At 41.2% G+C, this 25586-nt stretch carries 29 protein-coding genes and 1 pseudogene; 16 read left to right on the top strand and 14 right to left on the bottom strand.

The features are described 5' to 3' along the window. Nucleotides 1-9: 9 nt before the first annotated feature. Genes hpaE through hpaD form a run of 3 tightly spaced genes read left to right on the top strand, consistent with a single transcriptional unit; the run spans nt 10 to nt 4023 of the window. Nucleotides 10-1530 carry a 5-carboxymethyl-2-hydroxymuconate semialdehyde dehydrogenase gene (gene hpaE / locus AMD01_RS09360; protein ID WP_053401142.1) on the top strand — a complete coding sequence of 507 codons (1521 nt, stop codon included), beginning with the start codon at nt 10-12 and terminating at the stop codon, nt 1528-1530. A 15-nt stretch (nt 1531-1545) separates the two neighbouring features. Next, nucleotides 1546-3024 (top strand): 4-hydroxyphenylacetate 3-monooxygenase, oxygenase component, encoded by a 1479-nt coding sequence (hpaB, locus tag AMD01_RS09355; RefSeq protein ID WP_053401141.1) that lies wholly within the window; start codon nt 1546-1548, stop codon nt 3022-3024. A 15-nt stretch (nt 3025-3039) separates the two neighbouring features. Next, nucleotides 3040-4023, top strand: a complete 984-nt coding sequence (gene hpaD, locus AMD01_RS09350) for a 3,4-dihydroxyphenylacetate 2,3-dioxygenase (RefSeq protein ID WP_053401140.1) — start codon at nt 3040-3042, stop codon at nt 4021-4023. A gap of 105 nt (nt 4024-4128) precedes the next feature. Here the strand turns inward: hpaD and AMD01_RS09345 are convergent, their stop codons facing one another. From AMD01_RS09345 to AMD01_RS09310, 8 genes are all read right to left on the bottom strand, one after another. Beyond that, the gene (locus tag AMD01_RS09345; protein ID WP_053401139.1) at nt 4129-5109 is read right to left on the bottom strand and encodes an anti sigma factor C-terminal domain-containing protein; all 981 of its coding nucleotides are present in this window, start codon (nt 5107-5109) and stop codon (nt 4129-4131) included. Then, complete coding sequence (locus AMD01_RS09340; RefSeq protein WP_053401138.1) at nt 5099-5605, bottom strand: RNA polymerase sigma factor; 507 nt, start codon at nt 5603-5605, stop codon at nt 5099-5101. The genes AMD01_RS09345 and AMD01_RS09340 overlap by 11 nt, the downstream gene beginning before the upstream one ends. 78 nt (nt 5606-5683) lie before the next feature. Continuing rightward, a complete protein-coding gene (locus tag AMD01_RS09335; protein ID WP_157052682.1) occupies nt 5684-6337 on the bottom strand; it encodes a hypothetical protein in 654 nt (217 codons plus the stop codon). After that, entirely contained in the window at nt 6334-7188 is an 855-nt protein-coding gene (locus AMD01_RS09330; RefSeq protein ID WP_053401136.1) for an ABC transporter ATP-binding protein, read from the bottom strand. The genes AMD01_RS09335 and AMD01_RS09330 overlap by 4 nt, the downstream gene beginning before the upstream one ends. Then, nucleotides 7175-9283, bottom strand: a complete 2109-nt coding sequence (locus AMD01_RS09325) for a hypothetical protein (RefSeq protein WP_053401135.1) — start codon at nt 9281-9283, stop codon at nt 7175-7177. The genes AMD01_RS09330 and AMD01_RS09325 overlap by 14 nt, the downstream gene beginning before the upstream one ends. A gap of 240 nt (nt 9284-9523) precedes the next feature. After that, on the bottom strand, nt 9524-10141 hold the full coding sequence (locus tag AMD01_RS09320) for a DUF3885 domain-containing protein (RefSeq protein ID WP_245638923.1): 618 nt from the start codon (nt 10139-10141) through the stop codon (nt 9524-9526). Between the two features lie 17 nt (nt 10142-10158). Next, a complete protein-coding gene (locus tag AMD01_RS09315; protein ID WP_053401134.1) occupies nt 10159-10449 on the bottom strand; it encodes a hypothetical protein in 291 nt (96 codons plus the stop codon). Beyond that, nucleotides 10449-10748 carry a DUF2089 family protein gene (locus tag AMD01_RS09310; protein WP_053401133.1) on the bottom strand — a complete coding sequence of 100 codons (300 nt, stop codon included), beginning with the start codon at nt 10746-10748 and terminating at the stop codon, nt 10449-10451. Before AMD01_RS09310 ends, AMD01_RS09315 begins: the two co-directional genes overlap by 1 nt. Before the next feature lie 144 nt (nt 10749-10892). On the opposite strand from AMD01_RS09310, the pseudogene AMD01_RS09305 reads away from it, so the two are divergent. Then, nucleotides 10893-11921 (top strand): annotated as a pseudogene (locus AMD01_RS09305) (alpha/beta fold hydrolase). Here AMD01_RS09305 and AMD01_RS09295 read toward each other — a convergent pair. Beyond that, entirely contained in the window at nt 11914-12102 is a 189-nt protein-coding gene (locus tag AMD01_RS09295; RefSeq protein ID WP_053401130.1) for a hypothetical protein, read from the bottom strand. The pseudogene AMD01_RS09305 and the gene AMD01_RS09295 overlap by 8 nt on opposite strands. A 177-nt stretch (nt 12103-12279) precedes the next feature. On the opposite strand from AMD01_RS09295, the gene AMD01_RS09290 reads away from it, so the two are divergent. Beyond that, nucleotides 12280-12846 carry a cysteine hydrolase family protein gene (locus AMD01_RS09290; protein ID WP_053401129.1) on the top strand — a complete coding sequence of 189 codons (567 nt, stop codon included), beginning with the start codon at nt 12280-12282 and terminating at the stop codon, nt 12844-12846. Between the two features lie 43 nt (nt 12847-12889). Here the strand turns inward: AMD01_RS09290 and AMD01_RS09285 are convergent, their stop codons facing one another. The 3 genes from AMD01_RS09285 to AMD01_RS09275 all read right to left on the bottom strand — a co-directional run bounded on the left by AMD01_RS09285 (nt 12890) and on the right by AMD01_RS09275 (nt 14629). Continuing rightward, nucleotides 12890-13321, bottom strand: a complete 432-nt coding sequence (locus tag AMD01_RS09285; RefSeq protein ID WP_053401128.1) for a hypothetical protein — start codon at nt 13319-13321, stop codon at nt 12890-12892. A gap of 83 nt (nt 13322-13404) precedes the next feature. After that, nucleotides 13405-14103: a hypothetical protein gene (locus AMD01_RS09280; RefSeq protein WP_053401127.1), complete on the bottom strand. Its 699-nt coding sequence runs from the start codon at nt 14101-14103 to the stop codon at nt 13405-13407. Between the two features lie 40 nt (nt 14104-14143). Further along, nucleotides 14144-14629 carry an NUDIX hydrolase gene (locus tag AMD01_RS09275; protein WP_053401126.1) on the bottom strand — a complete coding sequence of 162 codons (486 nt, stop codon included), beginning with the start codon at nt 14627-14629 and terminating at the stop codon, nt 14144-14146. A gap of 115 nt (nt 14630-14744) precedes the next feature. On the opposite strand from AMD01_RS09275, the gene AMD01_RS09270 reads away from it, so the two are divergent. The 11 genes from AMD01_RS09270 (at nt 14745) to AMD01_RS09220 (ending at nt 23163) form a co-directional block, all read left to right on the top strand. Beyond that, complete coding sequence (locus tag AMD01_RS09270; RefSeq protein ID WP_053401125.1) at nt 14745-14948, top strand: hypothetical protein; 204 nt, start codon at nt 14745-14747, stop codon at nt 14946-14948. A 30-nt stretch (nt 14949-14978) separates the two neighbouring features. Then, nucleotides 14979-15407 carry a WapI family immunity protein gene (locus AMD01_RS09265; RefSeq protein WP_083446494.1) on the top strand — a complete coding sequence of 143 codons (429 nt, stop codon included), beginning with the start codon at nt 14979-14981 and terminating at the stop codon, nt 15405-15407. 160 nt (nt 15408-15567) lie between these two features. Beyond that, nucleotides 15568-16128, top strand: coding sequence for a tyrosine-type recombinase/integrase (locus tag AMD01_RS09260; RefSeq protein ID WP_053401124.1), 561 nt, complete (start codon nt 15568-15570; stop codon nt 16126-16128). Between the two features lie 49 nt (nt 16129-16177). Further along, complete coding sequence (locus AMD01_RS09255) at nt 16178-16675, top strand: cation:proton antiporter regulatory subunit (protein ID WP_053401123.1); 498 nt, start codon at nt 16178-16180, stop codon at nt 16673-16675. Nucleotides 16676-16678: 3 nt separating this feature from the next. Beyond that, complete coding sequence (locus AMD01_RS09250) at nt 16679-17923, top strand: cation:proton antiporter (RefSeq protein ID WP_053401122.1); 1245 nt, start codon at nt 16679-16681, stop codon at nt 17921-17923. Between the two features lie 76 nt (nt 17924-17999). Further along, a complete protein-coding gene (locus tag AMD01_RS09245) occupies nt 18000-18287 on the top strand; it encodes a hypothetical protein (RefSeq protein WP_053401121.1) in 288 nt (95 codons plus the stop codon). A gap of 148 nt (nt 18288-18435) precedes the next feature. Beyond that, the gene (locus AMD01_RS09240) at nt 18436-19026 is read left to right on the top strand and encodes a TetR/AcrR family transcriptional regulator (RefSeq protein ID WP_053401120.1); all 591 of its coding nucleotides are present in this window, start codon (nt 18436-18438) and stop codon (nt 19024-19026) included. Nucleotides 19027-19042: 16 nt separating this feature from the next. Continuing rightward, a complete protein-coding gene (locus tag AMD01_RS09235) occupies nt 19043-20245 on the top strand; it encodes an MFS transporter (RefSeq protein WP_053401119.1) in 1203 nt (400 codons plus the stop codon). Between the two features lie 77 nt (nt 20246-20322). Continuing rightward, a complete protein-coding gene (locus AMD01_RS09230; RefSeq protein WP_053401118.1) occupies nt 20323-20811 on the top strand; it encodes a GNAT family N-acetyltransferase in 489 nt (162 codons plus the stop codon). A gap of 203 nt (nt 20812-21014) precedes the next feature. After that, complete coding sequence (locus tag AMD01_RS09225) at nt 21015-22325, top strand: phytoene desaturase family protein (RefSeq protein WP_053401117.1); 1311 nt, start codon at nt 21015-21017, stop codon at nt 22323-22325. Beyond that, nucleotides 22300-23163, top strand: coding sequence for an RNA polymerase sigma-70 factor (locus AMD01_RS09220; protein WP_053401116.1), 864 nt, complete (start codon nt 22300-22302; stop codon nt 23161-23163). Before AMD01_RS09225 ends, AMD01_RS09220 begins: the two co-directional genes overlap by 26 nt. Nucleotides 23164-23719: 556 nt before the next feature. Here AMD01_RS09220 and AMD01_RS09215 read toward each other — a convergent pair. After that, complete coding sequence (locus AMD01_RS09215) at nt 23720-24535, bottom strand: phosphatase PAP2 family protein (RefSeq protein WP_053401115.1); 816 nt, start codon at nt 24533-24535, stop codon at nt 23720-23722. Nucleotides 24536-24720: 185 nt separating this feature from the next. Then, entirely contained in the window at nt 24721-25521 is an 801-nt protein-coding gene (locus AMD01_RS09210; RefSeq protein WP_053401114.1) for a hypothetical protein, read from the bottom strand. Between the last annotated feature and the right edge of the window lie 65 nt (nt 25522-25586).

The raw sequence follows: 25586 nt of genomic DNA, 5'->3' as shown, positions 1-25586 counted from the left end.
GGTGAAAATATGACACATAAAACGACGGATCAAAGTTCAACAGAAGCAAAAAAATTTGTTCATGATGTTCAGCTCTATATTAACGGAGAATTTCTTCATGCAAAGGGAAATGGTACCTTTCAAAATAAAAGTCCGTTTACAAACGAAGTGCTAAATGAGGTTGCCGAAGGCCGAAAAGAAGATATTAAAGAAGCGGTCGAAGCAGCGAAACATGCCTTTGAGAACACGTGGAGCAAGCTGAAGCTAGCTGAGCGAATGACGTATATAAACAAAATTGCCGATGTGATTGATGAAGAAGTTGAAGAGATTGCGATTTTAGAAGCGATTGATACAGGGCTACCGATTAGTCAAACGAGAAAAATGGTTTCGCGTGCTGCAACGAACTTCCGCTTTTACGCCAAAATGGTAGAAGCAAAGCTGTACGGTGAAGCGTATCAGCAGGACGACGAATTTATGAATTACACCATCTACAAGCCGCTTGGCGTAGTCGGTCTCATTACCCCGTGGAACGCGCCGTTTATGCTTGAAACATGGAAGGTTGCACCAGCTCTTGCAACTGGTAACACGGTTGTACTAAAACCAGCGGAGCTTTCACCTCTTACGGCTAACAAGCTAGCAGAAGTGATCCATAAAGCAGGGGTTCCAAAAGGTGTTTTTAACGTTGTTCATGGCTTTGGTGAAACAGCAGGAGCGGCGCTTGTCGAGCATCCCGACGTAAAAGCGATTTCCTTTACGGGCGAAACCGTGACGGGAAGCACGATTATTCGAAACGCGGCCGACACGTTAAAGAAAACCTCCATGGAGCTTGGCGGGAAGTCACCGCTTATCGTCTTTGAAGATGCCGATTTAGAGCGAGCTCTTGATGCAGCGGTATGGGGCATCTTCTCTTTTAACGGGGAGCGCTGTACGGCAAATTCCCGCGTCTTTTTGCACAAATCAATCAAAGACTCATTCGTAGAAGCGCTGAAAGAACGCGTCTTCAATATTAAAATGGGTGACCCGATGGACCCAAGCACACAGCTTGGACCACTTATTGAAACAGAACATTATAACAAGGTCAATCACTACATTCAGCTTGCAAAAGAAGAGGGGTGTGACGTCATTCAAGGGAAAATTCCTGAAGAGCTAAAGGCAGGAAATTTTGTCCCCGCAACGCTCCTTTTAAACGCGACAAACGATATGAGCGTGTGTCAGGAGGAAATTTTCGGTCCTGTTATGGCGGTGATTGAATTCCAATCCGAAGAAGAGGTAATTGCCGCTGCAAACGATGTTAAGTATGGTCTGGCTGGCTATGTATGGACAAATGATATTAAACGAGGTCATCGCGTCGCACAGGCGGTTGAGGCGGGCATGATTTGGATTAATTCACAAAATACGCGTGACCTCCGCATTCCATTTGGAGGCACAAAAGCAAGTGGAATTGGACGCGAAGGGGGCCATTACGCGATGTTTGAATTTTATACAGAGCCGAAGGTCATCCACGTTGCGCTAGGGGATCATCACATTCCGCAGTTCGGTAAAAAGAAATAGAGGGGGGACAAAATCATGGGAGCAAAGACAGGGAAGGACTATATCGAGCGGTTAAAAAAAGCGAACAATAATGTGTACATTCACGGTGAGCGTGTCAAAGACGTAACGGAACACCCCGCGCTAAAAGGAGTCATTCATTCAATGGCACACCTGTATGACCTTCAGTTCGATCAGCCGAAAAAGATGCTGTATACGTCACCAACGACGGGTCATCAAGTCGGGATGACGTTTCTTCAGCCGACGACCGTTGAAGATCTAATCAAACGACGTGAAGCGATTCAGGAATGGGCGTTAACATCTGGGGGAATGATGGGGCGATCCCCTGATTACTTAAACGCAGAAGTAATGGCGATGGGCGTTTCAAATGAGCTGTTTGCAGAGGCTGATCCGATGTTTGCCGAAAATGCTCGGAAGTACTACGAATATGCGCGTGAAAATGATATTAGCTTAACTCACACGCTCATTCATCCACAGGTCAATCGCGCAAAAGCACAGTACGAGCAAAAAGACGCCAACGTTGCGCTTCATTTAGTGGAGAAAAATGAAGCTGGAATTATCGTTGACGGGATTCGTCTTCTTGCTACACAAGGTGGGATTACGGATGAAATTCTCGTGTTCCCGTCTACGGTGAAAAAAGCAGGAGAGCTTGACGATCCGTACTCATTGGCTTTTGCGATTCCAAACAACACGCCAGGACTTAAGTTTATTAGCCGCGAGTCATTCGATTATGGAAAAAACGCGTATGATCACCCGCTTTCTTCACGCTTTGAAGAAGGAGATGCGATCGTGTCATTTGATCACGTCTTTGTTCCGTGGGAGCGCGTCTTTGTTTGTGGAAATTCATCTATCTGTAACCGAACGTTCCGGGAAACAAATGCGGTCGTTCATATGGCGCACCAGGTTGTAGCCAAAAACGTCATTAAGACGGAATTTGTCCTCGGCGTTGCGCTATCCGTTATGGATGCGATTGGGATTGACCAATTTCAGCATGTAAAAGACAAAGGAACGGAAATCATGCTTACGATTGAAGCGATGAAGTCACATCTTTATCGTGCCGAGCACAATGCAAAGCTTGATAAATGGGGAACGATGACGCCAGATTACGAAGCGCTAGACGCTGCGCGCAACTGGTTTCCACGTATTTATCCGCGTCTTGTGGAAATTCTTCGCGTTCTTGGTGCATCAGGTCTTATGGGTATTCCAACACACGCTGATTTTCATAACGAAGAAATTGGCTCGATTATCAACCGAGGGCTTCAAGGAAAAAATCTTGAGGGATACGAGCGCGTTCAGCTATTCCGCTTGGCATGGGATTTGACGATGAGCGCATTCGGAAGCAGGCAAATGCACTACGAGTACTATTTCTTCGGTGATCCGGTTCGGATGGGCATGACGTACTTTGATAACTACGGTGCAAAAGAGGAGCTAAAAGAACGCGTCTCACAGTTTCTTAGCAAAGGAACGGATGCAAAAGCTAGCTTTCTGAACGTGTAAAAAGGGGGGAAGAACATGACATTTGATATTATCCGATCGGCAAGAGCGATTCTTCACGTCACAGATTTAGAGAAATCACGTGATTTTTATATTCGCGGTCTTGGATTTATTGAAACGGAGGAGAAGGACGGGGCGCTCTATTTACGTGGACTTGAAGAGCACGTCCATCATAGCCTCGTCCTGAAAAAAGCAGAAGCGCCAGTTGTTGAAGTAATGAGCTACAAAGTGCGTTCGAACGAAGATTTAGACTCATTGGCTGGTTTTTACGAGCAAAATGGCTACAGAGTGAAGTGGCTTGAAGAGGGAAGTCAGCATGCGGTAGGACGCGCTTTTCGTGTTCAGGACGTGGCAGGACTCCCACTTGAGTACTTTGCGAAAATGGAGACGGTAGAGCGGATGCTGCAGCGCTATGATTTGTATCAAGGCGCAAAAGTCCAGCGCATCGATCACTTTAACAATATGGTGTCAGATGTTGAGAAAACACATGATTTCTATATGAAGGAACTTGGTTTTTCGTGTTCCGAATATACGGCGTCAGAAGAAGAAAAAGTATGGGCATCATGGCTTCACCGCAAGCCTAGCGTTCATGACGTTGCATTCATGAACGGAATCGGCCCTCGTCTTCATCATATTGGCTTTTGGCTAAGTGATCCGATGAGTCTTATTCATGGCTGTGATGTTTTAGCAGCACTCGGTTATTCAAGCAGCATTGAACGTGGTCCTGCACGACATGGGTTATCAAATGCGTTTTTCTTGTATGTGAGAGATCCAGACGGTCACCGCATTGAACTGTATAACGGGGACTACTTAACGAGTGATCCTGATTTCAAGCCGATTCGCTGGGATTTAAACGATAAGCGCAGACAAACGTTTTGGGGAGCCGAAGCACCGGACTGCTGGTTTAACGAAGCGTCTACCGTGCTTGATGTTCATACGAACAAACCTGTCCCAACAGCACCGGCAAAATTAAAACAGCATAAGCCCACATTTGTGATCTAAAAAAACGCGTCGTTTTCGAAACGACGCGCTTTTTTTATGAGGTGATTGGTTTGGAGAAAAAACCAACCCTAATTACAATTATAAAAACGATTCATTCATCGTAGTTTACTCATACTTATTCGCCGTTGCGCCTAGTACTGCTCCCCGAACGGCTGAAGTTTTCATGTATGCTTTAAGCTCACTTGGCTTTCCTGTTACCACAACGCCAATAATTTTTAGCGAGTCAGGGGTTAGCTTTCTTTTCTTGTTAGTTGTTAAATCATTATAAAGATTCGAAGCTTCTCTTTCGTATTTCCCGTCCTTCTTCAACATGTTTAATGTAGAAATGAACGGAAGGGACGGATCAGTATCCGGACGAGGACTGTTTGGGAAGCCGTATACATCGAACCCATTAATAATAGCGGTCTCTTCCATGTTTTTATCCCTTGCTTGGTTACTCATTTCTTTTACATCTTTCTTCGTAAATGTATCGACCCAATACCACGCGACATGATCTGGAAATAATTTTTGAACCTCTTGAATGGAATATGCTTGATCAAAAGAGAATGCCATCTCCGCAACGGTCGTCTCGTTCATTTTACTTAGCGTGGATCGATCATCATAAACCTTTACGTATTGAACGTCAGGATGATAAAATTCCATCACGCGCTGCCCTTCATAGTAGAAAGGAAGTCGCTCATCATCAATACTGCCCATTTTAGATGGACCGCTCATAGACAAGCTTTCACGCTTTGATGTACCAAACATCGTGTAAACGTCATGACGCTCTCCCCACGGTATTAATACTCCCTCAACGTTCTTCACAAATTCCGTCGTTCCTGTTGCTGAAAACGGAGTATAGTTGAACTGTGTTCCCATACTTTCAACATTGGCCCCTTGCAGAGAGCTCCAGCCCATCTCAGCATTTGTTTCTTTTTCGATCGTTTGCTGCAGGACATAGCTTCCGAGAAGATATAATCCGCCAAGTACGACTACACTGCTAATAACGGAGATGATAATCATTTTAAGCAACGTTTTTCGGCGCGCTTTTTTTACTAATCCCTCAAACTCGTAGTCTCTTGGTAAAAATTCATTTTCATCGCTCATCGTTAGACCTCCTGTACACATCAATAAATTGTTTTCGTGCGCGGTGAAGAATCGTTTTAATTGATCCTTCTTTCATCCCATAGAGCTGGGCAATTTCTGTGATTTTTAACCCGGTGCTATATTTCAAAAGAAGCAATTCCCGGTACTGCGTTTTCAACTGACCTAATAACATATGAATATCCTGCTGCAACTCCTTATGTAAAACCGCTTGCTCCGGCGTATCCTCGTCTAGTAGTTCGTTAAAATCAAACGCCAGCAAAATATCTTTCCGGCGCGTTCGCTTACGTGTTAAGTCATAATAGCCGTTAATGGCTACCCGAAATAGCCAACTTTGAATTTGACTTGGTCCAATCGAATCCATGTAGCGTAAAAATTTGTAGGCCGTATCTTGAATAATGTCTTCTGCGTCTTCCTTTTTCGCGCCCATCTTCACTAAATATGCGAAGACAAACTGCAGCTTTTCATGTAACTTTTCGCCTAATAAAGCATCTTTCATGTCCAACCTCCCGCCTCTAAAACGTTTCACGAAGAAAAAGGTTAACAAATTTTTCTTTAAAGTAGAAATTCATCCAGTCTATGAGAGTTTTCGCTTCCCGAGAATATATTGACCAATGACAAACAGCACTCCTGCGATCAGCGTATTTTTGATCGCTAGCGTCTTTAAAAGGGGTGAAGCCTGTAAATCAACCGAGAACGACATAATGTTATAAAGGGGAAAAATCATGCTTCCTTTCGTAAAAAATTTAATGGCCACATATGACCCAATGATGGACAGGGGGAAAGCAGGGTGACGTGATCCGATCATAAGTACAAAGCCGAGCGCACTGTACACAAGCGCCTGTGGGATCATTAAAAGCAGTAATTGAAAAAGGGAGACCTCCTTTAACGTCACAGACAGCAGTCCTATCGAAATCCCTAGCGCTGTTGCATACAAAATGAAAAAGGCGCAGACTCTTAGTAAGCCGTGTGCCATCATCGGAAGGGGATAGGTAAATAAAAGCTCCGCTGCTTCGTCCTCGTAATAACTTATAAATAGATACACAGACCACATGGAAGCACATGGACATACGAGAAATTCCAGCAGATGAGCCACGTTCATGATATGGTCTGGACCTGAACTTGCATATGTATATGTAACGGTTAAAGTCATGAGGAGAAAAGGAATATAAAAAGAAATCCCCATTAACCGACTATCAAAAGGGAGGTGAAGTCTCTTGACAATATTCATCCGTTCTCACCGTTTCGTGTGAGAAATAAGTAGGCGTCTTGAATGGTTGGCGTGACCGTATGTATTCCATGTTCATCGAGGTAACGAACGAGATAATACTCACCTTGTTCTGTGATAGAGATGATCCGATCCCTCATCGCGTCTACTTCTTCGTAGGAAGCAACTTTCTCTGTCACTTTTCCTTTTACAATGTCCTTTAGTTCGTCCTTGCTTCCTGTAAACAGCATGACCCCATCCTTTAAAATACCAATATGATCACACGTCTCTTCAACATCCTCCACGATATGAGTAGAAATAAGCACAATTCGGTTTTTTCCTACTTGTCGTAAAAGCTGCCGAAAACGCACGCGCTCATCAATATCTAACCCCACGGTTGGCTCATCGACAATGAGAATAGGAGGGTCCCCAAGCAAGGCTTGTGCAATGCCGATGCGGCGAAGCATACCGCCTGATAGATGCTTCATTTTCGTTTTTTCTTGCCCGACTAGATTTACGTCATGCAGTAATTTTTCAATCTCCGCTCGGGCCTGCTTTTTCGGAATTCCTTTTAGCACGGCGAGGTGAAACAGGCACTCCATGACGGTCGCCTGCTTATACAAGGAAAAGTGCTGCGGAAGATAGCCGATCATTTGACGAATTCTGCTGGAATTTTCCCATGACACCTCGTCATTGAAACGAATATCACCATGATCAGGCTTAATCAATGTGGCTAAGATTCTCATTAGCGTCGTTTTGCCTGCTCCGTTCGGTCCTAAAAGCCCAAATGTTCCTTGAATGGTACAGGTGACGTTGCGAAGCGCTTTTTTTCGTTTGTATGTTTTTTGAATACCGTTTATCTCAATGATGTTCATCGTTCGTTCCTTCTTTCTCTTTCAAAATGTCTTTTAGCTTCGTCCATTTATTCGGCGTATCATCCTTCGTTAGCTTGTACCATGATTGATACAGGGGAGAACGAGTATCATACGCCTTAGGCTGCTTCATCCACTGAAGAAGCAGACGCTTAACGGCTAATTTCCCTCCGTCATCTCCAACGACAGAAGAGAGGAGAAAGTCTAAATTGTCCTTTGCTTCTTCGTTTGATAAGTGAAGCTGTGCGTTAATAGCCTGGGCATACGCACTCGCAAACAGGACGTTAAATTCATAGTCATATGAACTACTATTCATAGTTTTTGTACGAGCGAGCACCAGACGATAGGTGAAATCTGACATGTTCTCCTTTGTAAAATAATTCATTCCGTTTCGGTCGTAATAGCGAAATCCGAATATAAGGTCTGTGTTGTTCCACCACGTACCTTCACCGGAAAATCCGTCACCAATGTTTTCGTTCGGCAAAAAATAGAGACTTTTGGGAAGGTGAACTTGATCATGAAGCTGGTTCTGCAAAATAGCCGTAACTGCTTTTACATAGCGATGAAGTACCGTCGTATCGGCAAATTCTGATTCCCAATCGTTCGGATAAACGAGGGTGAAATCGCTCAGCTTCTTTGACGTGAGCTGTCCGGAGATGATCGATACTCCTTCATCAGTCGTTCCGCTCCAATGTTGCTCACTTTTTAATGGAAGGTTGGAGTAAATTTCCTTCCCGCTGTTCACATACAGATCATAGCTTTTTTGAGCGTGAGCGAGACGCGGCAGACGGTGAATTTGCCTCTGCTTTGATACAAGCTGGAATGCAGGAGTTAGGTCTTCACTAGGCAACCAAGATAAGTAGTTTGGTAAATAAATCGCACGGGTGTTAGCAAAATACAAATTTGAGTGCAGTCCAGTGTATGTAAACTCAAGCGTTTTTTCCGTATGAGGAGCCCAGCCTCCAGAAGAAAAATGAATGTTAACGAAGTCCTGCTTTTGCTCAAATGAAACGGTTTTTCCGTCAAGCTTAATTTGCTGTATATGAAGCTCATGATAGAGTGCCACTTTCATTGACTGCACGATTTGGTTACTCGTATTCTCCGCTTTGATTTTTACGAAAGCATTTAACTGACCCTTTGGCTGTAGATGGATATCATAATGAGAAAAGACGATAGGTGAATTCATCTCAGCTGCATTCGCACGGTGCGTATCGTAATAGTTTCGAATAACAAGATCATCATCATTAAACGTTTGATGAGGAGAAATGATGTACGTAAACGTTATACCAGTAATAAGGAGAAAACAAAACAAAGTGCGTTTGAATCCATTTGAAAACCATGCATGCCGTTTTTTTAGGATGAAGATTGTGAACAAACATAATAGTGCCATGCAAAACAAGCTTTTCATCCAGCGAATGGGCTCTAGTGCGAAGCCGTAAAAGCTGTTGTAGCTTCTCGTCATGTTCGGCTCGCCAAAATTTAATAAGCGATCAAGCCGGATGCTATAGGCCTTTGTCGGATCATATGGGAATATAGCCGCGTTCATCGGACTTAAGAGGACAAACATCATAAGAATGAGTGGATAAATGAGCTTGTTTCGAATAACGAGCGTAAGCACGCTTCCTAGTAAAAACATGACAAACGGCGTGAGGCCATAGTATAAAAGCATGTAAATCCCTACGTGTAGAAAGAAGCGCAGGCTATGAAAGTCACTTGTCACGTACAAAACCAAATAGGACAAATAAAGTACAAGAAGTGAGAGGATAATGGCACTCAGAGCGACGAATGATTTGGCCAGGGTTTTACAAGCAATGCTGTTCTCGACTACGCCAAACGTTTCCGCAATAGAAGCTGTTTCATCAAGCTTTGTTACATAAACTCCAAAAAATAAGTAAGTAAGGATAAGCGAAAAAATTCCATAGCTTCCCACTAAAGGTGACGCCGGATCGATTCCGCCAAGATCTGCATTATCTACATAATGACTGTATAAATAAAGCGGATATAAAATAAGCCCAATGTTTCCTACTAGCAGGAGTGGCATGACCCACGTCCGGCACGTCAGCTTTACATAAAATAAATACGAATTCCATACTTTCAATGTGTTCATCCTTTCTCTATGATGTGAAATCGTGTCGTGTCGCTTCTATAACGAGTGAGGAGAAAAAAGGTTAACAGATTTTTAGTATAGAAGATGGGGGGAGGACGGAAAAAGGTTTAGAGATCGATTGAAACTTAACATGAAATCATTACAAAAAGCATTGAATGAACTTTCAATGCTTTTTTATGAGATGGTTCTTTAACACTTATTTTCTCATCTTAATTATGTATGAGCTGATCTTCACTTCTTAAACGTCGCATCAATCTCTGCACGGTCATAGTCTAAAATCCAAGACTGGTCGTTTTCGTAGAGGGGGCGAATAGCTTCTGTTGAAGCGGCAACAACGTCACATCCGCGGTCATCGTAGACATGAAAAATGGTGTGGTTCTTTTGGTGAATAAAGAAGACATCATGCTTCATAGAGGGACGAATTCCTAGATCCTGGCGACAAATGGCTTTAATTAGCTTTTGATAACGAATATCCTTTGTTTTACATGAAAGAATGAACCGATGCGTTTTATGCTCTGTCTCCTCATCTTTCTCTGTAAAAACGTCCCGAATTTGGGTATGCTTTAACTGATATAAAACTTTACGACTTTTGATAAAAGATGCAAAAAGTCTAAGATTTCTTTTAAAAGCTCGATAATCATAGATATTCACAACCAATACTAAATTTTCTTCCTGCGGATGAAGCGTTTCAAATAGAGTAATAGCGCGGTGATCTACTTCCTTCAAATAAGTACTACCTTCTCTGCAGTTTGATGATTCATCATTTACCCCTAGTTCAAATCGAATACCAATATCGCCGTTGTAAAAAAGCGGAGGCACTAATTCGAGACCGGGAAAATGAGTGTTCATATATTAATCTAAGCTTTTCATAGATTTTGCGCTTCCAATCTATCCATTTCCTTTTGACGCTTTTTCGTTACTCTTTCTCTTCCGTCTGCCCACATTCCAAGCAAGATGACTGTCCCAAGTATTCCGATAAATAACAAACCTTTCTCACCAGGCTTTATCGTAAATAGATTCGTAGCCTTCCCATAAATTAAAAAGCCAACATAAAGAACCGGAAGAATGGCTCCCCAGAAGGATTGTCTTCGTGTTGATAAGAAATACTGAACGCCTAGAATAATAACAGCGGGTAAAAAATTAAGAATGAAATCCATTAACGATCCGCCCTTTCCTTTTTGTATTGATCAATCAGCAGCTTTGCAACATCTAGACTAATCCGCTCATCAATCACCAAATTCTTAATCATCGTTACAAATTCAACACCTTCTTCTGTACTTGATAACTCGACCTTTTTAATTAACTGATCAAGCTTTGCTCGGACAGTAGGGTAGGAAACACTGTATTCTTTTGCCATCTCTTTTAACGATCCTGAATGTAAAATGAACCGGCGGATAAATTCAACGTTCTCTTTATCTAGCGCCAATATCCAGGAAGGGACTTCATTTTTATCCATAATTATCCTCCTTTTTTAATAATATTAATCTTTATTTTAATTTTATTCAAGTTTTTTTAAATTTTATTTATTAAATCTTAAAAAGAACATTTTGTGAATTATGGTATAATTAGTTAAAAAGATTGATATATCAAAGGAGTTACCATGAAAAAAACAGGAAAAGTAGTACTCGTTACAGTAACGGCCATTGTATCCATTCTTCTCATCGCGCTCTTTTTTCCAACGTGGACGTCATCCATTGCAGGAGATCATAGCATTAGTACAATACAGCAGGTAAAAATAAACGGGACAAATCAAGAGATCATGATACGCGGACAGGACAAAAGAAATCCAGTTCTTCTCTTTGTACACGGAGGACCTGGAAACTCAGAGATTCCATATGCGAAAAAATATCAGCACCTGCTCGAAAAAAACTTTACCGTTGTGAACTATGACCAGCGTGGCACAGGGAAATCGTATCATTTTAATGAAGCTCACCCGAACATATCAAGTGATCTGCTAGCGGATGATTTAATAGCAATTACGGACTATTTGAATAAGAACGTAACCAACAAAAAAGTCATTTTAGTTGGACATTCGTATGGTACATATGTTGCCACTCAAGCAGCCGCAAAAGCACCTGAAAAATACGAGTCGTATGTAGGAATCAGTCAAATGAGTAACACGGTCGAAAGTGAGATGGACAGCCTCGATTACGTGCTGAAGCAAGCTACAAAAGCGGAGAATAAAGAAGATATTGGAGCGATTAAAAAGGTACAAAGCAAAGTGGAAAACGGCGAAGCTTTTACACCGCGTGATTTGGTGATGAAATACGGGGGAGGAGCTCGCCAAATTGACAATCCTGAAAAAAATCTATTTTAACTGGCATTAACGACTGAATATAACCTTCTAGATGCAATTGGGTATCTACGTGGAATTGGATTCTATCAATTTCCGCTTGTTCAGGAAGCGCTGAAGAATCCCCTGACAGAAAAAGTAACCGCGCTTGATCTTCCCGTTTATTTTGTGATGGGAAAATACGATTACATGACGTCGGCGAAAGCGGCGAAGCACTATTTTGATTCACTCGACGCGAGTCAAAAAGAGTTCCTTACGTTCAAAAAGTCTGCACACTATCCACAGTTTGAGGAACCGAAGAAGTTTTCGGACTGGATGGTGAAGACATTTAAGTAAGCTCTTTACTCATTCCGCAGTTTGTACACACAAAACGAATGGAAGTTCGAGGGACGTAAGGTGAGGGATCGCCTAAAGAAATCACTTTTGAATAATGATTGCAGCTTGGACAAGTGACAAGAAATTCATATCCGAAGCTCTCTAGCATGCGATGCTGATTTCGAAACGTTTTTTTCATCATCTTTTGCATCCTCCTGTTCAACGTAAATAACCTTAGTCTATCATAGTAGTGACAAATATTAGAGAAAGTTCATCTGTATTTTTCATTCACTAAATAATTCACAGAGATAAATATTTGAATTCTGTATGAAAATCGGACAAACTAGTAGGAGAGGTATTGAAAGAGGAGGATTTATGTATGACAAAAACAAACCCAGCATTGCTTGTGATGGATATTCAAAATGGAATTGTATCGCGCTATGCGGAGAAACCAGAAGCACTAGCGCCTTTTCAAAAATCAGTTGAAGCAGCACGTAAGGCAGGAATTCCTGTCGTATTCGTTCGCGTTGCATTCCGAGACGGCTTTCCAGAGGTTAGCTCAGCGAATAAAATGTTCTCGGCGATCAAAAATCAAGGTGGCATGACAGAGGCTGAATGGGCAACACAAATTCACGAATCTGTTGCGCCACGTGAAAATGAGCCGCTTGTGACAAAACGTCGCGTCAGTGCGTTTACAGGAAGTGACCTTGAGGTTGTCCTTCGCGCCCGTGGGATTAACGAACTTATTTTAACGGGTGTTGCAACAAGCGGTGTGGTACTTTCCACGCTTCGAGAAGCGGCAGATAAGGACTATCACTTAAAAGTACTATCTGATGCTTGTATGGACGGCGATGCAGAAGTACATCGTGTTCTGACAGAAAAAGTGTTCCCTCGTCAGGCAGACGTTATGACAGTGGATGAGTGGATTTCTTCTGTAAATGAATGAAAAGGCTTGGAGAATAATTTCTCCAAGCCTTTTTTAATAGCGATTATTTCGATTCCTTCACTTCATAACGAGCCTGCTTAAACGTTGTCATATCGTTTTCTTCATTATCATCCTTATATTGAAACAGCTGAACCTTCGGCTTATAGTCTGTTCGGTGAGCGTTCTTAATGTCTTTAATGCTAATTTTATACGATTGCTTATTTTTTATCTTTTGAGCCCATACTTTTTGATTGGCTACATAAATATAGGTTATTTTGTCTTCATCAATACCATCTGTTTCAAATTTGAGCTGATTTTCGTCCGTCGTAATGGTAGGGGTTAACAACTTCAACGATCCCTTGCCCGTATTTTGTGACGTGGCCACCTCAATGGCAGCCGCATCTTCCTCGTCAACAAGGGATTTTAACTCTTCTGAACACGCTGATAAGAGTAATACTCCCAGTAGTATTGTGATTAAATAGGTCACTTTTTTCATTTTGTACACCTCAAATGTATGGATTCGTAAGTTTAGTAGTAATTGTTGAAACGTACTGATAAACCTTTTTAGAATTAATAATGTTATGCTAACTCCTCGGCTGATAGAATATCCTTTCCAACCATATCAACCGCATACCAGGTAGATACGTCATCTTCAGGTTGCCCATCATGTTTTTTCCATGCGATGACAAAATGAACCTGACAGATTTCATTCTTAGGTAGAGAGGGAATCGGGACCACAAGAGCGTCATTGACATACTGAACAATTTCTTGCTGAGCTAGTTCGTCATATGTATAAAAACAGTTTGGCATTCGGTCGTTTTTCTTTCCGCGATGAGTAAGCATTGGTCCATCCTCAGTTCCTATTGTGAGCATGTGCGTGTTTGTATACCATGTCAGAGCATCTAGACCTTCACCACTATTTGCGCCACCTTCCAGTAATTTTTGTGTGCGTAGCGTAGCCGAATATTTAACCGAGAGTTGATCAACTAGCGGCTTTACACGCCAAACGGCTCCACATATGCCGTCTATGCTCATGTGAGGCGCAAGGGAGGAAGGGGGCTTACAAAAGACTAACTCGGCGATAAGTGCTGGGGTTACATACGAATAAAGAATCCCACCGTGATGTAAATCAAATGATTTCGTTTCCACTATAGCAAAATGTGAGAGCGGTTTTTCGTTTATATAAAGCTCCATATGCACCTCACCAAGCGGCGTCGAAATGAAGGATTTTGGAGATGAACGAGAAGGAACTATTTTTTCAGACGTAAATAAGTACATATGTGTTCACTCCTTCATCAAAAGATCTCATTACTACTATTCACTTCACCAAAGCTTGATCCAATATTTCCTGATAAAGATCATGCCAGTCTTCGTAATAAGCGTCGACTTCGGTAGGAGAAATGAACGTACGCGTTACTGATTCGTGCTTTCCTTCAAACGGCAGCAGCTCCAAAATATCCATCTTATAAAATACTTGAAACCCGACTTTTGGATAGGGGCTGTCTTCTGACCACGCAGGATTTTCATTATGATCAATCACCATGTACCCAAGCAGCTCACATGTTCCTTTTACATACGCTTCTTCTAGCGCTTCACGGGCAAAGCAATGTTCAGGGGTTTCATCTCCCTCAATATGTCCTCCTGGAAAGTCCCATCCTCTGTCTAACTCCACCATTAAGAGGTTTCCGTCTTGAAAGCAGAAACCATGAACGCTTGTAATAAGCGAACGGTCAGGAAGCTCACGCGATGGTTGCCATGTTAATTTCACTCTAGATTCGCCCCATGTTACATATGTTGTCGTCAATCTATTCACTCCTAAGAAAAATGGTGGGGTGATCGAACAATCGTAATCTACCATTTTCCAATATTTATGATAACCTTATATAAGGTTATCATTTCCAAGAAGGGATGGGAAGTGTATGAATCATGAACTAACGGAATGCCCAAAATGCGGAGAACGGGAGCTTGGAATTGGAAAGCATTATGATTATGGAGTTATATATCCAAAGGGCAAAATGAGCTTAGGCTCTGAGGTCGAGTATTTACTTTTCACAGAATGTGGTTTTATTATTGAAGGCTACGTCAAAAAGCCTGAGAAATTTAAAGGCACAATGAAGGAATAATTGACACTTAACACGACGAGGAGGTTGTTCATGATGGAGGAACGAGAAAGCGTATTAGAGCTTACTTTATCAAACGGGGAGAAGACCATTTCCATCTTCTCATATGGCTCTATGTACCCAAACGATGAGGAAAGCTATCTGCGTGATCTACAGTCAAATTTGCTATCCGTCAAATCAAACAATTTTACCTATCACTATCGTTCGCCCATCTTTTTGGAAAGTGAGCTTCTTACCTTTCAGCACGATCTTGAGCTCCTTCTTCAAGGAGAGGGAAAAACGGCTTCTTTAGATAGTACAGAAGAAGAGATTGGGTTACACATTAAACGAAAACGAGCCTTCTATGTGGTCGATTTTTCATTTTCTCAGATTGGGTTTAAAAAAGAAAAATGGCAGCATGAGCTTTCGTTTCAAATGGAACAACAGCAAATCGAACAATCTCTACATACGATGAAACGCTAGATCCATCTAACCGCCACATGCGAAATCATGTGGCTTTTTGTTGTTCAAATCTTCGACACAAAATAGACAGAAAATTCTTGTTTTCCAAGTGTTTTATTTGAACGTTACATAATACTATGTAATAGTATGATTATGTAACATTAATTAAGGAGACTTGTTTATGGAATATGTAGAAGCATTTCGAGACATCAAACAGATTAACGCGATGAAGAGGTATTTGAAAAAGCACTCAGAGAGGGATTACGTGCTGTTTGTTTTTGGCATTAATACGGGGATGAAAATTACCGAAATGCTGGACATTCGAGTAGGAGAGCTAATGGAGGACGGGGAGCACATTAAAACGTTTTATGAGTATCTGCACCACGAGCAGCCGAAAGAAGTGTACCTCAATCAGAAAATCAAGCAGGCGGTGCTTCACTATATCCAGCACCGTGCGTTAACAGCAGAAGATTATCTATTCAAATCAGCTCGCACCAATAACCCCATCACTCGCCAACAGGCGTACCGCATTGTCCATCAGGCAGCTGAAGCCATCGGATTTACAGGGAAGATCGGAACAAATTCTATGCGAAAAACGTTTGGTTATCATGCGTATAAGCGGGGCGTTGCGATTTCCCTGTTACAAAAGATTTTTAATCACTCCACCCGTGCTGAAACGCTCAAATACATCGGAATCTCTAAAACCGAACATATTCGCACAGAAATTGACGTTAACCTGTGAGCTTCTTAATTAGTGTCACATTACTTTAAAACTCAAGGAGGAAACGAGGATGAAAATTCGAGAAATCGAGCTTCCCGGCATTGGGAAAAAGTATGAGATTATTACTAAAAATGAAGAAAAGGTGGTCGTCATTATTCACGATGATGGCCGACGAGATTTGTATCACTTTGAACAAGATCAGTTTGATGAGGCCATCTCAAGTCTGTCACTCGAAGATGAAGAAGCAAGACAGCTTGCAGGTATTATCGGTGGAATGACGTATGCACCAAAAGCGCTAGAGACGATTGAGCTTGCGTTTGATGACTTAGTGATTGAATGGTTTAAAGTGCAAAGAGGGGCCGAAGCTGCAAATCACACGATAGGTGAGCTGAATATCAGACAGTCCTATGAGGTGAATATTGTTGCGATCATTAAAAAAAACTTAAAGAAAATCCACACGCCTGGACCTGAGACGCGTCTTGAAGTAGGGGACACGGTCATTGTGTCTGGACAGCGCGATCAAGTAAAACGAATTGTAAAAGACATCTTATCTGGAAGGAGCGGATAATTTATGACAAATCATCTCGTTTTTGAAGTTGGCGTCGCGCTTGTATTAATTGCCCTTACAGCAGTTCTTGCTGGAAAATTAAAATTCTCCATTATCCCCTTTCTCATCCTAGTCGGGATGGCCGTTGGTCCTCATGCCCCCAAAATTGGCATTATTGATTTAACTTTTATTAAAAGCACTGAAATTATTGAGTTTTTCGGTCGGGTAGGGGTTCTATTCTTACTCTTTTACCTTGGACTCGAGTTTTCAGTCGGAAAATTGATTCGCTCCGGAAAATCAATTGTCGTTGGCGGCTCCATTTATGTTTCATTGAACTTTGTGTTAGGCCTTCTATACGGCTATCTTGTCGGATTCCCAACGATGGAAACGCTCATTATTGCCGGACTTTTAAGCGTATCGTCTAGTGCAATTGTCGCCAAAGTATTAGTTGATTTAAAACGAACGGCAAATTCCGAAACAGAATTAATTTTAGGGATTATTCTGTTTGATGATATCTTTTTAGCGCTCTTCCTCTCCGTCATGTCGGGGCTGTTACTAGGTGGTTCAACGACCATTTTAGGTACGATCACCGCCGTTCTCATTTCATTGGGTTACATGCTTCTGTTCTTCATCATCGCACGAAAAGGAGCACCCATCCTCAACAAATTATTAAATATCAAATCAAATGAAATATTTATTCTCGTCATCTTTGCTGCGCTATTTTTAGTGGCTGGATTTTCAGAGAAATTGCACGTGGCAGAAGCAATCGGTGCATTGTTATTAGGGCTTGTGTTCTCTGAAACGGAGCATCGAAAGCGCATTGAGCACTTAGTTATTCCGTTCCGGGATTTCTTTGGCGCCCTGTTTTTCTTTAGCTTTGGACTCAGCATTGATCCGCTGAGTTTAGGAGGTGCCATTTGGCTAGCCGTTGGTGCTGTGATCCTCACCATCCTTAGTAACTTTATAGCGGGAATGATCGCCGGAAGAAAGGCTGGATTATCACACAAGGCCGCTTCAAATATCGGCTTAACGATCGTTTCTAGAGGGGAATTTTCCATTATCGTTGCTAATCTTGGATTGATGGGTGGACTTATGCCAATCCTCAAACCGTTTACCGCCGTATATGTGCTTATGCTCGCGATTATTGGGCCATTGTTAACGAAAAACTCAAAAAATGTGTACGTACAGCTCAACAAATGGTTCAAATGGGAAACAAAAAAAGAACGAAAAACAAAGCCTATGAATCATCAGTCCCACCATATGGATTAAAAAGTAGCCGCATCGCTTTGCCACTTTCGGCAAGGTGATGCGGATCAACCAAATCCAGTAAAAGGAGGGAAGGATTATGGCAATGGAATTAGCCGTTGTCGGACTGACCTACATCACGCTTTTAGTTACCGCATATGTCATAGTCACGTACACACAAGATGAACGAAATGCCCCCATTTTAACAAAAGCCTATCAAAACGCATACTCCATATTGGCGTTTAACTTTTTGATTGTCATTGCCCTCATTGAGCTGCCTCATCTCACCTTAAATCAACACATCACAAGCTATCTTCTCTTAATGAGTAAGCTCATTTCCGTCTTAACCTTAGCAGGAACGATCTTTTTGCTAACACGATATAAATGAACCATCATCCTCCATTACACCTGTGTTAATGGGGGATTTTTCTATACATAGGAAAAGGAAGAATGATCCATACTCTAGTTACTTGCTCTTATTTGATTTATTTGGTAATATAACTGACGAACGTTCGTTAATTTGTGAGGTGATAAAGATGAAAAGAAACGAAATTAAAGAGGCGGCCCTAAAGTACTTTACGATTCATGGCTATGAGGGGGCGTCTCTATCACAAATAGCAGAAGAAGTCGGGATGAAAAAGCAGTCGATTTATTCGCATTTCAAAGGGAAGGACGATCTTTTTCTACACGTGCTTCGCGATGCAAAGGAAACGGAGCTATCAACAAAGCTTCATTATTTTAGTACGGTCGATGACCAAAATCCTTACGATCATCTATCTGGATTTTTAAAACTCGTCGTGGATTTATTTCAACAAAATGAGCAACTGAAATTTTGGCTTCGCATGTCGTTTTTTCCACCGGCACACCTTGAAGGAGCGATTCAAGACGAGGTAATTGATTTAGAACGAAAGGTGGAGGCGGTTCTAACCGAAAAGTTTCAGGCGTGGCTTGAAGCAGACGAGATCGTGGCAGATCACGCAAAAACGCCAACGCTCGCATTTTTCGGCGTAGTCGACTCCATTTTGCTAGAGCTTGTCTATGTGAACGATGAACAGCGCCTACGAGATAAGCTAAAAGCCTCTTGGAGCGTATTTTGGAGAGGAATTTCACCACGAACAACGGAATGAATGGAGGTGCTTCATAGTGCACAAAACGCTAAAAGAACAAAAAGCAGTATTACTCATTCTTTTAAGTAACATTTTTATTGCCTTTCTCGGCATTGGACTCATCATTCCCGTTATGCCTTCATTTATGAACATGATGCATCTATCAGGACAAACGATGGGGTATCTCGTTGCGGCATTCGCGTTCGCACAGCTCGTCATGTCACCCGCGTCAGGGCGGTGGGTAGACCGTTATGGTCGTAAAAAAATGATTATAATTGGGCTTTTCTTGTTTGGCGTGTCAGAGATTATTTTTGGGATTGGAACACATGTCTGGATGCTTTATATTTCTCGCATACTTGGAGGTTTTAGCGCTGCTTTTATTATGCCTGGTGTGACGGCATACGTCGCAGACATTACGTCTCCACAGGAACGCCCAACGGCAATGGGATATATTTCAGCTGCCATTAGCACAGGATTCATTATTGGTCCTGGTATTGGCGGGTTTATTGCGGAATATGGCATTCGTACACCGTTCTTTTTTGCAGGAGGAATTGCCTTTTTAGCCTGTATTTCCTCTGTCTTTATGCTAAAAGAAACGCTTACAAAAGAGCAGATGAACGCAAACATCTCAAAGGGAAAAGAAACGAACTTTTTCAGTGATTTTAAGCGATCCTTTAAGCCGCTGTATTTCATTGCCTTTGTCATTGTGTTTGTCTTAGCACTTGGGCTTTCATCATATGAAACCGTCTTTAGCTTATTCTCAAACCGAAAGTTCGGCTTCACACCGCGAGACATTGCGATCATTATTACGGTAAGCTCCATTTTCGGCGTTATTTTTCAGGTCTTTCTTTTCGGAAAAATGGTCGAAAAAATGGGGGAGAAGAAGCTCATTCAACTCTGCCTCCTTATTGGCGTCGTACTCGCCGTTGCGTCAACGATTTTCTCAGGATTTTTCGTGATTTTAGCGATTACGTGCGTGATTTTCTTAGCTTTCGATATACTCCGACCTGCGCTTACGTCCTTTTTATCCAAATCAGCAGGGGAGGAGCAAGGATTCATAGCCGGAATGAACTCAACTTACACAAGTCTCGGGAACATTATCGGACCTGCGATCGGCGGTATTTTGTTTGATGTAAACTTAAACTATCCGTACCTTTTTGCCTCCGTCATCATGGCAATGGGGTTTGTGATTACGTTGATGTGGAAGGAACAAAAGCTAGGGAAAGAGCGGGCTTACTAGACAGGTCATAGGAATAATCCTATGACTGTTTTCATTTGCCGGGTACTATTATTCAAGAAAAAGAGAGGAGACAAAAAATGATTTTACGGAACGTGAGACCAACAGATTTAGAGCAGCTGATGATCATTGAACAGGAAGGGTTTTCGCCAGAAGAGGCGGCAACAAAAGAAGCGATGACAGAAAGAATTCAGTTTATAGGGGATACCTTCCTTGTAGCCGAACAGGATAATATTATTCTTGGCTATATTAATGGTCCGATCATTCATAAACCATATATCACAGATGATCTGTTTGAAAAAATACAGAAAAACCCGCAGAGCGGAGGATATCAAAGCATCTTAGGATTAGCCGTTTCAAAAAGCGCTAGAAATCAAGGAGTAGCAAAGGTTTTACTACATAAAATGGACGAGCTTGTGCAAAAAAATGAACGAGAAGGCATCACGTTGACGTGTAAAAAAGAGCTGGTACCTTTTTATGAAAAATGCGGATTTCGTAACCACGGCGTATCCGATTCAGCGCATGGTGGGGTAACTTGGTATAATATGGTGAAGCTAAGAGAAGCGTAAAGCGTGTTCACAAGGCAAATGGTAAAAAGCAAGCGTCAGATCAATAATGGAGAAGATCCACCCTTTAAAAACATCTCATAAGCCCAAGAACGGCTATGTTCTTGGGCTCATTCGCGAACAAATTTATGAAAGTTTTTACTTATTGTCACATCGTTTTGCCCTTTGTCGTCTTGAGTTATGAATGAACTTTAGGGGGTTATCTTATGACTCAAAATTGGGATGTTGTTATCGTTGGTGGTGGATTAGCAGGCTATGTGGCAGCAAATTATTTGACAGAAGCCAATTTATCCATATTAGTGATAGAAAAAGGGAAAGTTGTTGGTGGTAGGGCTAGAACAAATAAGGTGAAACAACAGTATTTAAATCTAGGACCGCATGCGCTTTTAAAAAAAGGAAAAGCCACGTCGATCCTTAAAGAGTTAGGTATTAGTCTTAGTGGAAAGTCACCCAAATTAGGCGGTATATTAGTTGAAAACAATATGGAATATGTTGCTCCGTTTTCTCCTCTGGGACTTTTTACAACACGTCTTTTGAATAACAAAGAGCGTATCGAATGGATTGCGGCTTTATGGAAAGTAATGACGATTGATCCAGAAAATTTAGCAGAGCAAACATTTCAACAATGGGTTATACAGATAAGTAACTCTGAAAAAATTAAATCACTACTATATATGCTTGCAAGACTTGCAACATATTGTCATGCTCCTGAGATGGTCAGTGCGAAAGTAACCATATTGAATATAAAAAATGCTATGGCTGGCGTTATTTATCTAGATGGTGGCTGGCAAACGATTATTGACCAACTTCATAATACAGCAATTACCTCAGGTATTCAGCTTCGAACACATACGCTTGTTAAAGAGATTCATCCTGCACAACAGAATCAATTTAAATTAATTCTGTCTAATGAAGAAGAAATTTACGCAAAATATGTCATTTGTACAACGGGGCCTCATGAACTCAACGACATGCTAAACAAACATGTTCAATACCAGCAAAACAGCTTTTTTACCGAGATGATAGCTGTAAAAGGGGCGACATTAGATGTTGCTTTAACACAGCTTCCTAACCCGAGGCGATTATTCGCTATGAACATTACAGATCCCTTTTATTATTCTGTGCATTCAAATTATGCACGGCTTTCTGATGACGGGAAAAGCGCCGTTCTTCATGTATTTAAATACCATCATCCTAATGATTGCATTGATGGAACAAGTAGTAAAAACGAGCTTGAAAAATTCTTAGATAGACTGCAGCCAGGCTGGCAAAAATATGTGATTAAAAGCCGATTTATTCCTACCATTACAGTGAATCAGCGCCTACCCCAAATAGGAGATGAGCACATGCTGCTGCGTTCTAAAACAGAAATTCTGGGATTATATATAGCAGGAGACTGGACGTCCCCCAACGCTATTTTAGCAGAGGGAGCAATCAGCAGTGGCAAACAAGCGGCTGAAGATATCCTTTTAAAAGAGGAGGAGGAAAACAGTGCAAATTACAAAAGAAGAATATGAACTTTTTAAACCATTGTTGTTTTCAATAGGTTATCGGATGTTAGGTTCAGTAGTAGAAGCAGAAGATATTGCCCAAGAAACGTTTCTAAAAGCGTACCAAGTAAAGGAAGAACATATAAGGGTTAAGAAAGCCTATTTGTGTAAAATCATGACAAACCTTTGTCTCGATGTATTAAAGTCTGCACCGTACAGGAGAGAACAATATGTGGGACAATGGAATCCTGAGCCTTTACTGCTAGAAAAATTACAGACCTTCGATCCATCTGAAACGCTGATACAAAAAGAGGGTTTAAGTATTGCTTACTTACGAATGATGGAGCATTTAAAAGCAGATGAACGAGCGATTCTGCTTTTAAGAGAGGTATTTAATTTCCCATACTCAGAGATTGCTAGCATAGTTGAAAAGAAAGAAGAAAACTGCAGGAAAATTTTTAGTAGGGCGAAGCAAAAAATATCGAGTGTAGAAGGTGAAAGCCTAAACTACGAGGAAAATACGTTAATCATTAATCGCTTTATAGAAGCATTTCAAACGCAAAAGATCGATGTCTTATTAGAGCTTGTATCAGAAGATGTCACGCTATTTTCTGATGGCGGTGGAAAAGTTACAGCTGCTATACGCCCAATTGTATCCTTCTCTAATGTAACATCTCTATTATATGGAATTATAAAAAAGGCGCCTGAGGACTTTTATTTCGAAGTAAAAAATGTAAATTACCAACCAGCAATTGTGATATACATGAATGGGAAGATTCAAAGTATCCTTAGTTTTTATATTAGTAATGAAAAAATAGTGGAAATGTATATAACAATGAACCCAGATAAACTACCTGTTCATTAAAGCTGTAGAGAAGGGAGAATGCGTGCAGAAGTTCTAAGTTCAGGAATTCTAATCTATAAGTTAATGTGGGGTAGAACGCATCAACATGTTCGTTTTAGAAATCATTAGAAGGTTATCTTTATTCTCAAAAAAATTATCTAAAGTTGAACTGCAAAGCTTACGCCCTACAATTAGTAACTTACCTCAGACAAGAAGCATTTGAAGTACTAAATTGTTTTTCTACGCTTCTCCTCACCTTATTCAGCTTCATCATTTGAGGATTCCCTAACACTAGCAGCACTTCTTAAGACGTCGGTGAAAAAATACGTCTCAAAGGTTTTACATGCTGTATAGAGATTGTGATGAATTTTCCGGCGACCAGAAAAATTTTAAAAAGTGGTTTTAAGAAATGGCATCAACACAACTAGATATTTTAGAATGTAAGGGTAATGAACAGAAAATAATACTGCGGATGAGGAGGTATTTAAAGCGTCTCTACAAACAAAACTGTTCTTAAATAAAGGAATAATTAACATTACCCAAACAACAAATGTTAAAAAAGATCATAGGAATCACCCTATGATCTTTCACTCAATACTGCTTTTGTCTTAACATTTGAACGTGAATGCTTGCGTTTGGCGTAAAGAACGAAAATCCAGTCAACGAGTTTGACCGTTCCGTAACCGAGCAATAAGCCACCTAGCATGTCAATAATCCAGTGAATTTCAAGGTAAAGGGTGGAGAAGATGACGAGCGTACAGTAAGACACCATCGTCCATTTAAAAATGGGACCCTTTTCACGAAGGGCAAGAAGCAAGATCGCAAACGAAACAGACGTATGCATGCTTGGGAAGCAGTTTTGCACCGTTGTTAACAGATCATTACCCGTCAGTCCTCTGGCCATGCCATCTGGATGACCCTTCACGTACCAAACTTCCTGCAATAAAAACATAACGTAAAAGGGTGTGATGATCGGCAACTGAAGCAGGTGACTTGATAGCGTATAGCGCACCATTTTCCCTACATTTTTTGTGAAGAAGCTGCGTGTAACCGCTGCTGCCCAGCTTAAGACAAAGCCGTAGTGGTAGATCCATCTCATAAAAATAGTAAGAGCTTCTGGCTGATACAATCGGAAAATCGCTCCGTCATTGAACGGAATCGAATTAAAGAGCGCATTTAAATTCCAAATATGCGAGTTATTTAAAAAGGACTGCAAAACCCAATCCCAAAATGCCGAACCATTTAGAAAACAAATCCCTAAAATGACGATTAGCCCAATTCCCATTGGAAGGAATTTTCGCCACTCCATCTCAGTTTGATCTTTTTTATAATCGATTAATAAAATAATCATTAATCCAAACGTTAAGCTAATGTTCAACATCCAATTTCCCATCCAGAAAAATCCCCCTCTCTAGATGTCATTCTCTATGTATTTATTAGGTAAAAGGATTGTTTCAGACCACTATAATCATAAGAGCCTGCTTTACATAAATTAGCACCATCTTACATAGTAGTCCTTATTGGGAAAAAGCACAACTGATAGGTGTGGTAAAAAGGATTTTTCCTTTTTACGATCATTCAAGCAGAAGCTGCAAATCTTTTTTTTAGTCGAATGCCACCGAAAATCAGCAAAAGAAGTGTGATCATCACCATAATTCCATAAATTTCGAGCTTTCTAATGTAAAAAAACAAGTTTGAAATGCTGAAGTTGTCTTTGATGTGAATGCTGTAAGGAGAGCCTTTCGGATAATGTACCGTAACATGGTCTTGATGACTGCGATAGATGTTAGGCGTTACTTCTTTGGTGAGATAGACAGGAGCACCATTTTCATCTGTAAAGGAAAGCGCCAAGTAATAGTAGTCGATTTCATATTTTCTTCTGCCGACGTCCTCATAACGATCAACAATGGTCGCTTCCGCTGCTTGCTGATCTCCACTATGGGCACTAATTGTGTGAAAGAGTGATTTCCCAAGCGATACATACCCAATGGCAAATAGTACGGATGCGATCGCAATCCCAATCGTGGCGAAAATTCTCAGCACCCACCGATCATGCTTTGTCGCCCACTCATTAAAGGCTGGAATACGAAGCAGCTGATAAAACACGTAAAACAGGGGGTAGACGAGAAAAATACCGAGAAAAATAAGGTGTTCATAGATCAAACTTTTTGCATCTTCATCGCTAAATATGGAAACCGTTTTGTTTCCCGTTATTTCCTCTCCTTTTTTTAATCCCTGAAATTGATCTTTCGGCACTTCTGTTAGCCCATCTGCATTACCGTCGAACGTTAACTTTTCTTCCGCTCCAGCCTTTAGTACCGCAAAATACGTATTCTTGTTAAATAAATCACGGAACACCACTTTTTCTTGAACAACCACCGTTGTCTTTTCATCCTTTTGGTGTTTATATATATCATATAATTCAGTAGCTTGGTCTGTGCTTA

Origin of the sequence: Priestia koreensis, from assembly GCF_001274935.1 — a bacterium.
Lineage (GTDB): Bacteria > Bacillota > Bacilli > Bacillales > Bacillaceae_H > Bacillus_AG > Bacillus_AG koreensis.
This window is presented reverse-complemented; position numbering and strand designations above follow the sequence as displayed.

Excerpts from the sequence above, each read along its gene's own strand:
- hpaD (WP_053401140.1), top strand. The coding sequence starts at position 3,040 with ATGACATTTGATATTATCCGATCGGCAAGAGCGATTCTTCACGTCACA.
- AMD01_RS09250 (WP_053401122.1), top strand. The coding sequence starts at position 16,679 with ATGACAAATCATCTCGTTTTTGAAGTTGGCGTCGCGCTTGTATTAATT.
- AMD01_RS09230 (WP_053401118.1), top strand. The coding sequence starts at position 20,323 with ATGATTTTACGGAACGTGAGACCAACAGATTTAGAGCAGCTGATGATC.
- AMD01_RS09310 (WP_053401133.1), bottom strand. The coding sequence starts at position 10,748 with ATGGATAAAAATGAAGTCCCTTCCTGGATATTGGCGCTAGATAAAGAG.
- AMD01_RS09290 (WP_053401129.1), top strand. The coding sequence starts at position 12,280 with ATGACAAAAACAAACCCAGCATTGCTTGTGATGGATATTCAAAATGGA.
- AMD01_RS09265 (WP_083446494.1), top strand. The coding sequence starts at position 14,979 with ATGATGGAGGAACGAGAAAGCGTATTAGAGCTTACTTTATCAAACGGG.
- AMD01_RS09215 (WP_053401115.1), bottom strand. The coding sequence starts at position 24,535 with ATGGGAAATTGGATGTTGAACATTAGCTTAACGTTTGGATTAATGATT.
- AMD01_RS09295 (WP_053401130.1), bottom strand. The coding sequence starts at position 12,102 with ATGATGAAAAAAACGTTTCGAAATCAGCATCGCATGCTAGAGAGCTTC.
- AMD01_RS09315 (WP_053401134.1), bottom strand. The coding sequence starts at position 10,449 with ATGGATTTCATTCTTAATTTTTTACCCGCTGTTATTATTCTAGGCGTT.
- AMD01_RS09260 (WP_053401124.1), top strand. The coding sequence starts at position 15,568 with ATGGAATATGTAGAAGCATTTCGAGACATCAAACAGATTAACGCGATG.
- AMD01_RS09335 (WP_157052682.1), bottom strand. The coding sequence starts at position 6,337 with ATGAATATTGTCAAGAGACTTCACCTCCCTTTTGATAGTCGGTTAATG.
- AMD01_RS09245 (WP_053401121.1), top strand. The coding sequence starts at position 18,000 with ATGGCAATGGAATTAGCCGTTGTCGGACTGACCTACATCACGCTTTTA.
- AMD01_RS09270 (WP_053401125.1), top strand. The coding sequence starts at position 14,745 with ATGAATCATGAACTAACGGAATGCCCAAAATGCGGAGAACGGGAGCTT.
- AMD01_RS09340 (WP_053401138.1), bottom strand. The coding sequence starts at position 5,605 with ATGAAAGATGCTTTATTAGGCGAAAAGTTACATGAAAAGCTGCAGTTT.
- AMD01_RS09345 (WP_053401139.1), bottom strand. The coding sequence starts at position 5,109 with ATGAGCGATGAAAATGAATTTTTACCAAGAGACTACGAGTTTGAGGGA.
- hpaE (WP_053401142.1), top strand. The coding sequence starts at position 10 with ATGACACATAAAACGACGGATCAAAGTTCAACAGAAGCAAAAAAATTT.
- AMD01_RS09240 (WP_053401120.1), top strand. The coding sequence starts at position 18,436 with ATGAAAAGAAACGAAATTAAAGAGGCGGCCCTAAAGTACTTTACGATT.
- AMD01_RS09285 (WP_053401128.1), bottom strand. The coding sequence starts at position 13,321 with ATGAAAAAAGTGACCTATTTAATCACAATACTACTGGGAGTATTACTC.
- AMD01_RS09320 (WP_245638923.1), bottom strand. The coding sequence starts at position 10,141 with ATGAACACTCATTTTCCCGGTCTCGAATTAGTGCCTCCGCTTTTTTAC.
- AMD01_RS09280 (WP_053401127.1), bottom strand. The coding sequence starts at position 14,103 with ATGTACTTATTTACGTCTGAAAAAATAGTTCCTTCTCGTTCATCTCCA.
- hpaB (WP_053401141.1), top strand. The coding sequence starts at position 1,546 with ATGGGAGCAAAGACAGGGAAGGACTATATCGAGCGGTTAAAAAAAGCG.
- AMD01_RS09255 (WP_053401123.1), top strand. The coding sequence starts at position 16,178 with ATGAAAATTCGAGAAATCGAGCTTCCCGGCATTGGGAAAAAGTATGAG.
- AMD01_RS09330 (WP_053401136.1), bottom strand. The coding sequence starts at position 7,188 with ATGAACATCATTGAGATAAACGGTATTCAAAAAACATACAAACGAAAA.
- AMD01_RS09225 (WP_053401117.1), top strand. The coding sequence starts at position 21,015 with ATGACTCAAAATTGGGATGTTGTTATCGTTGGTGGTGGATTAGCAGGC.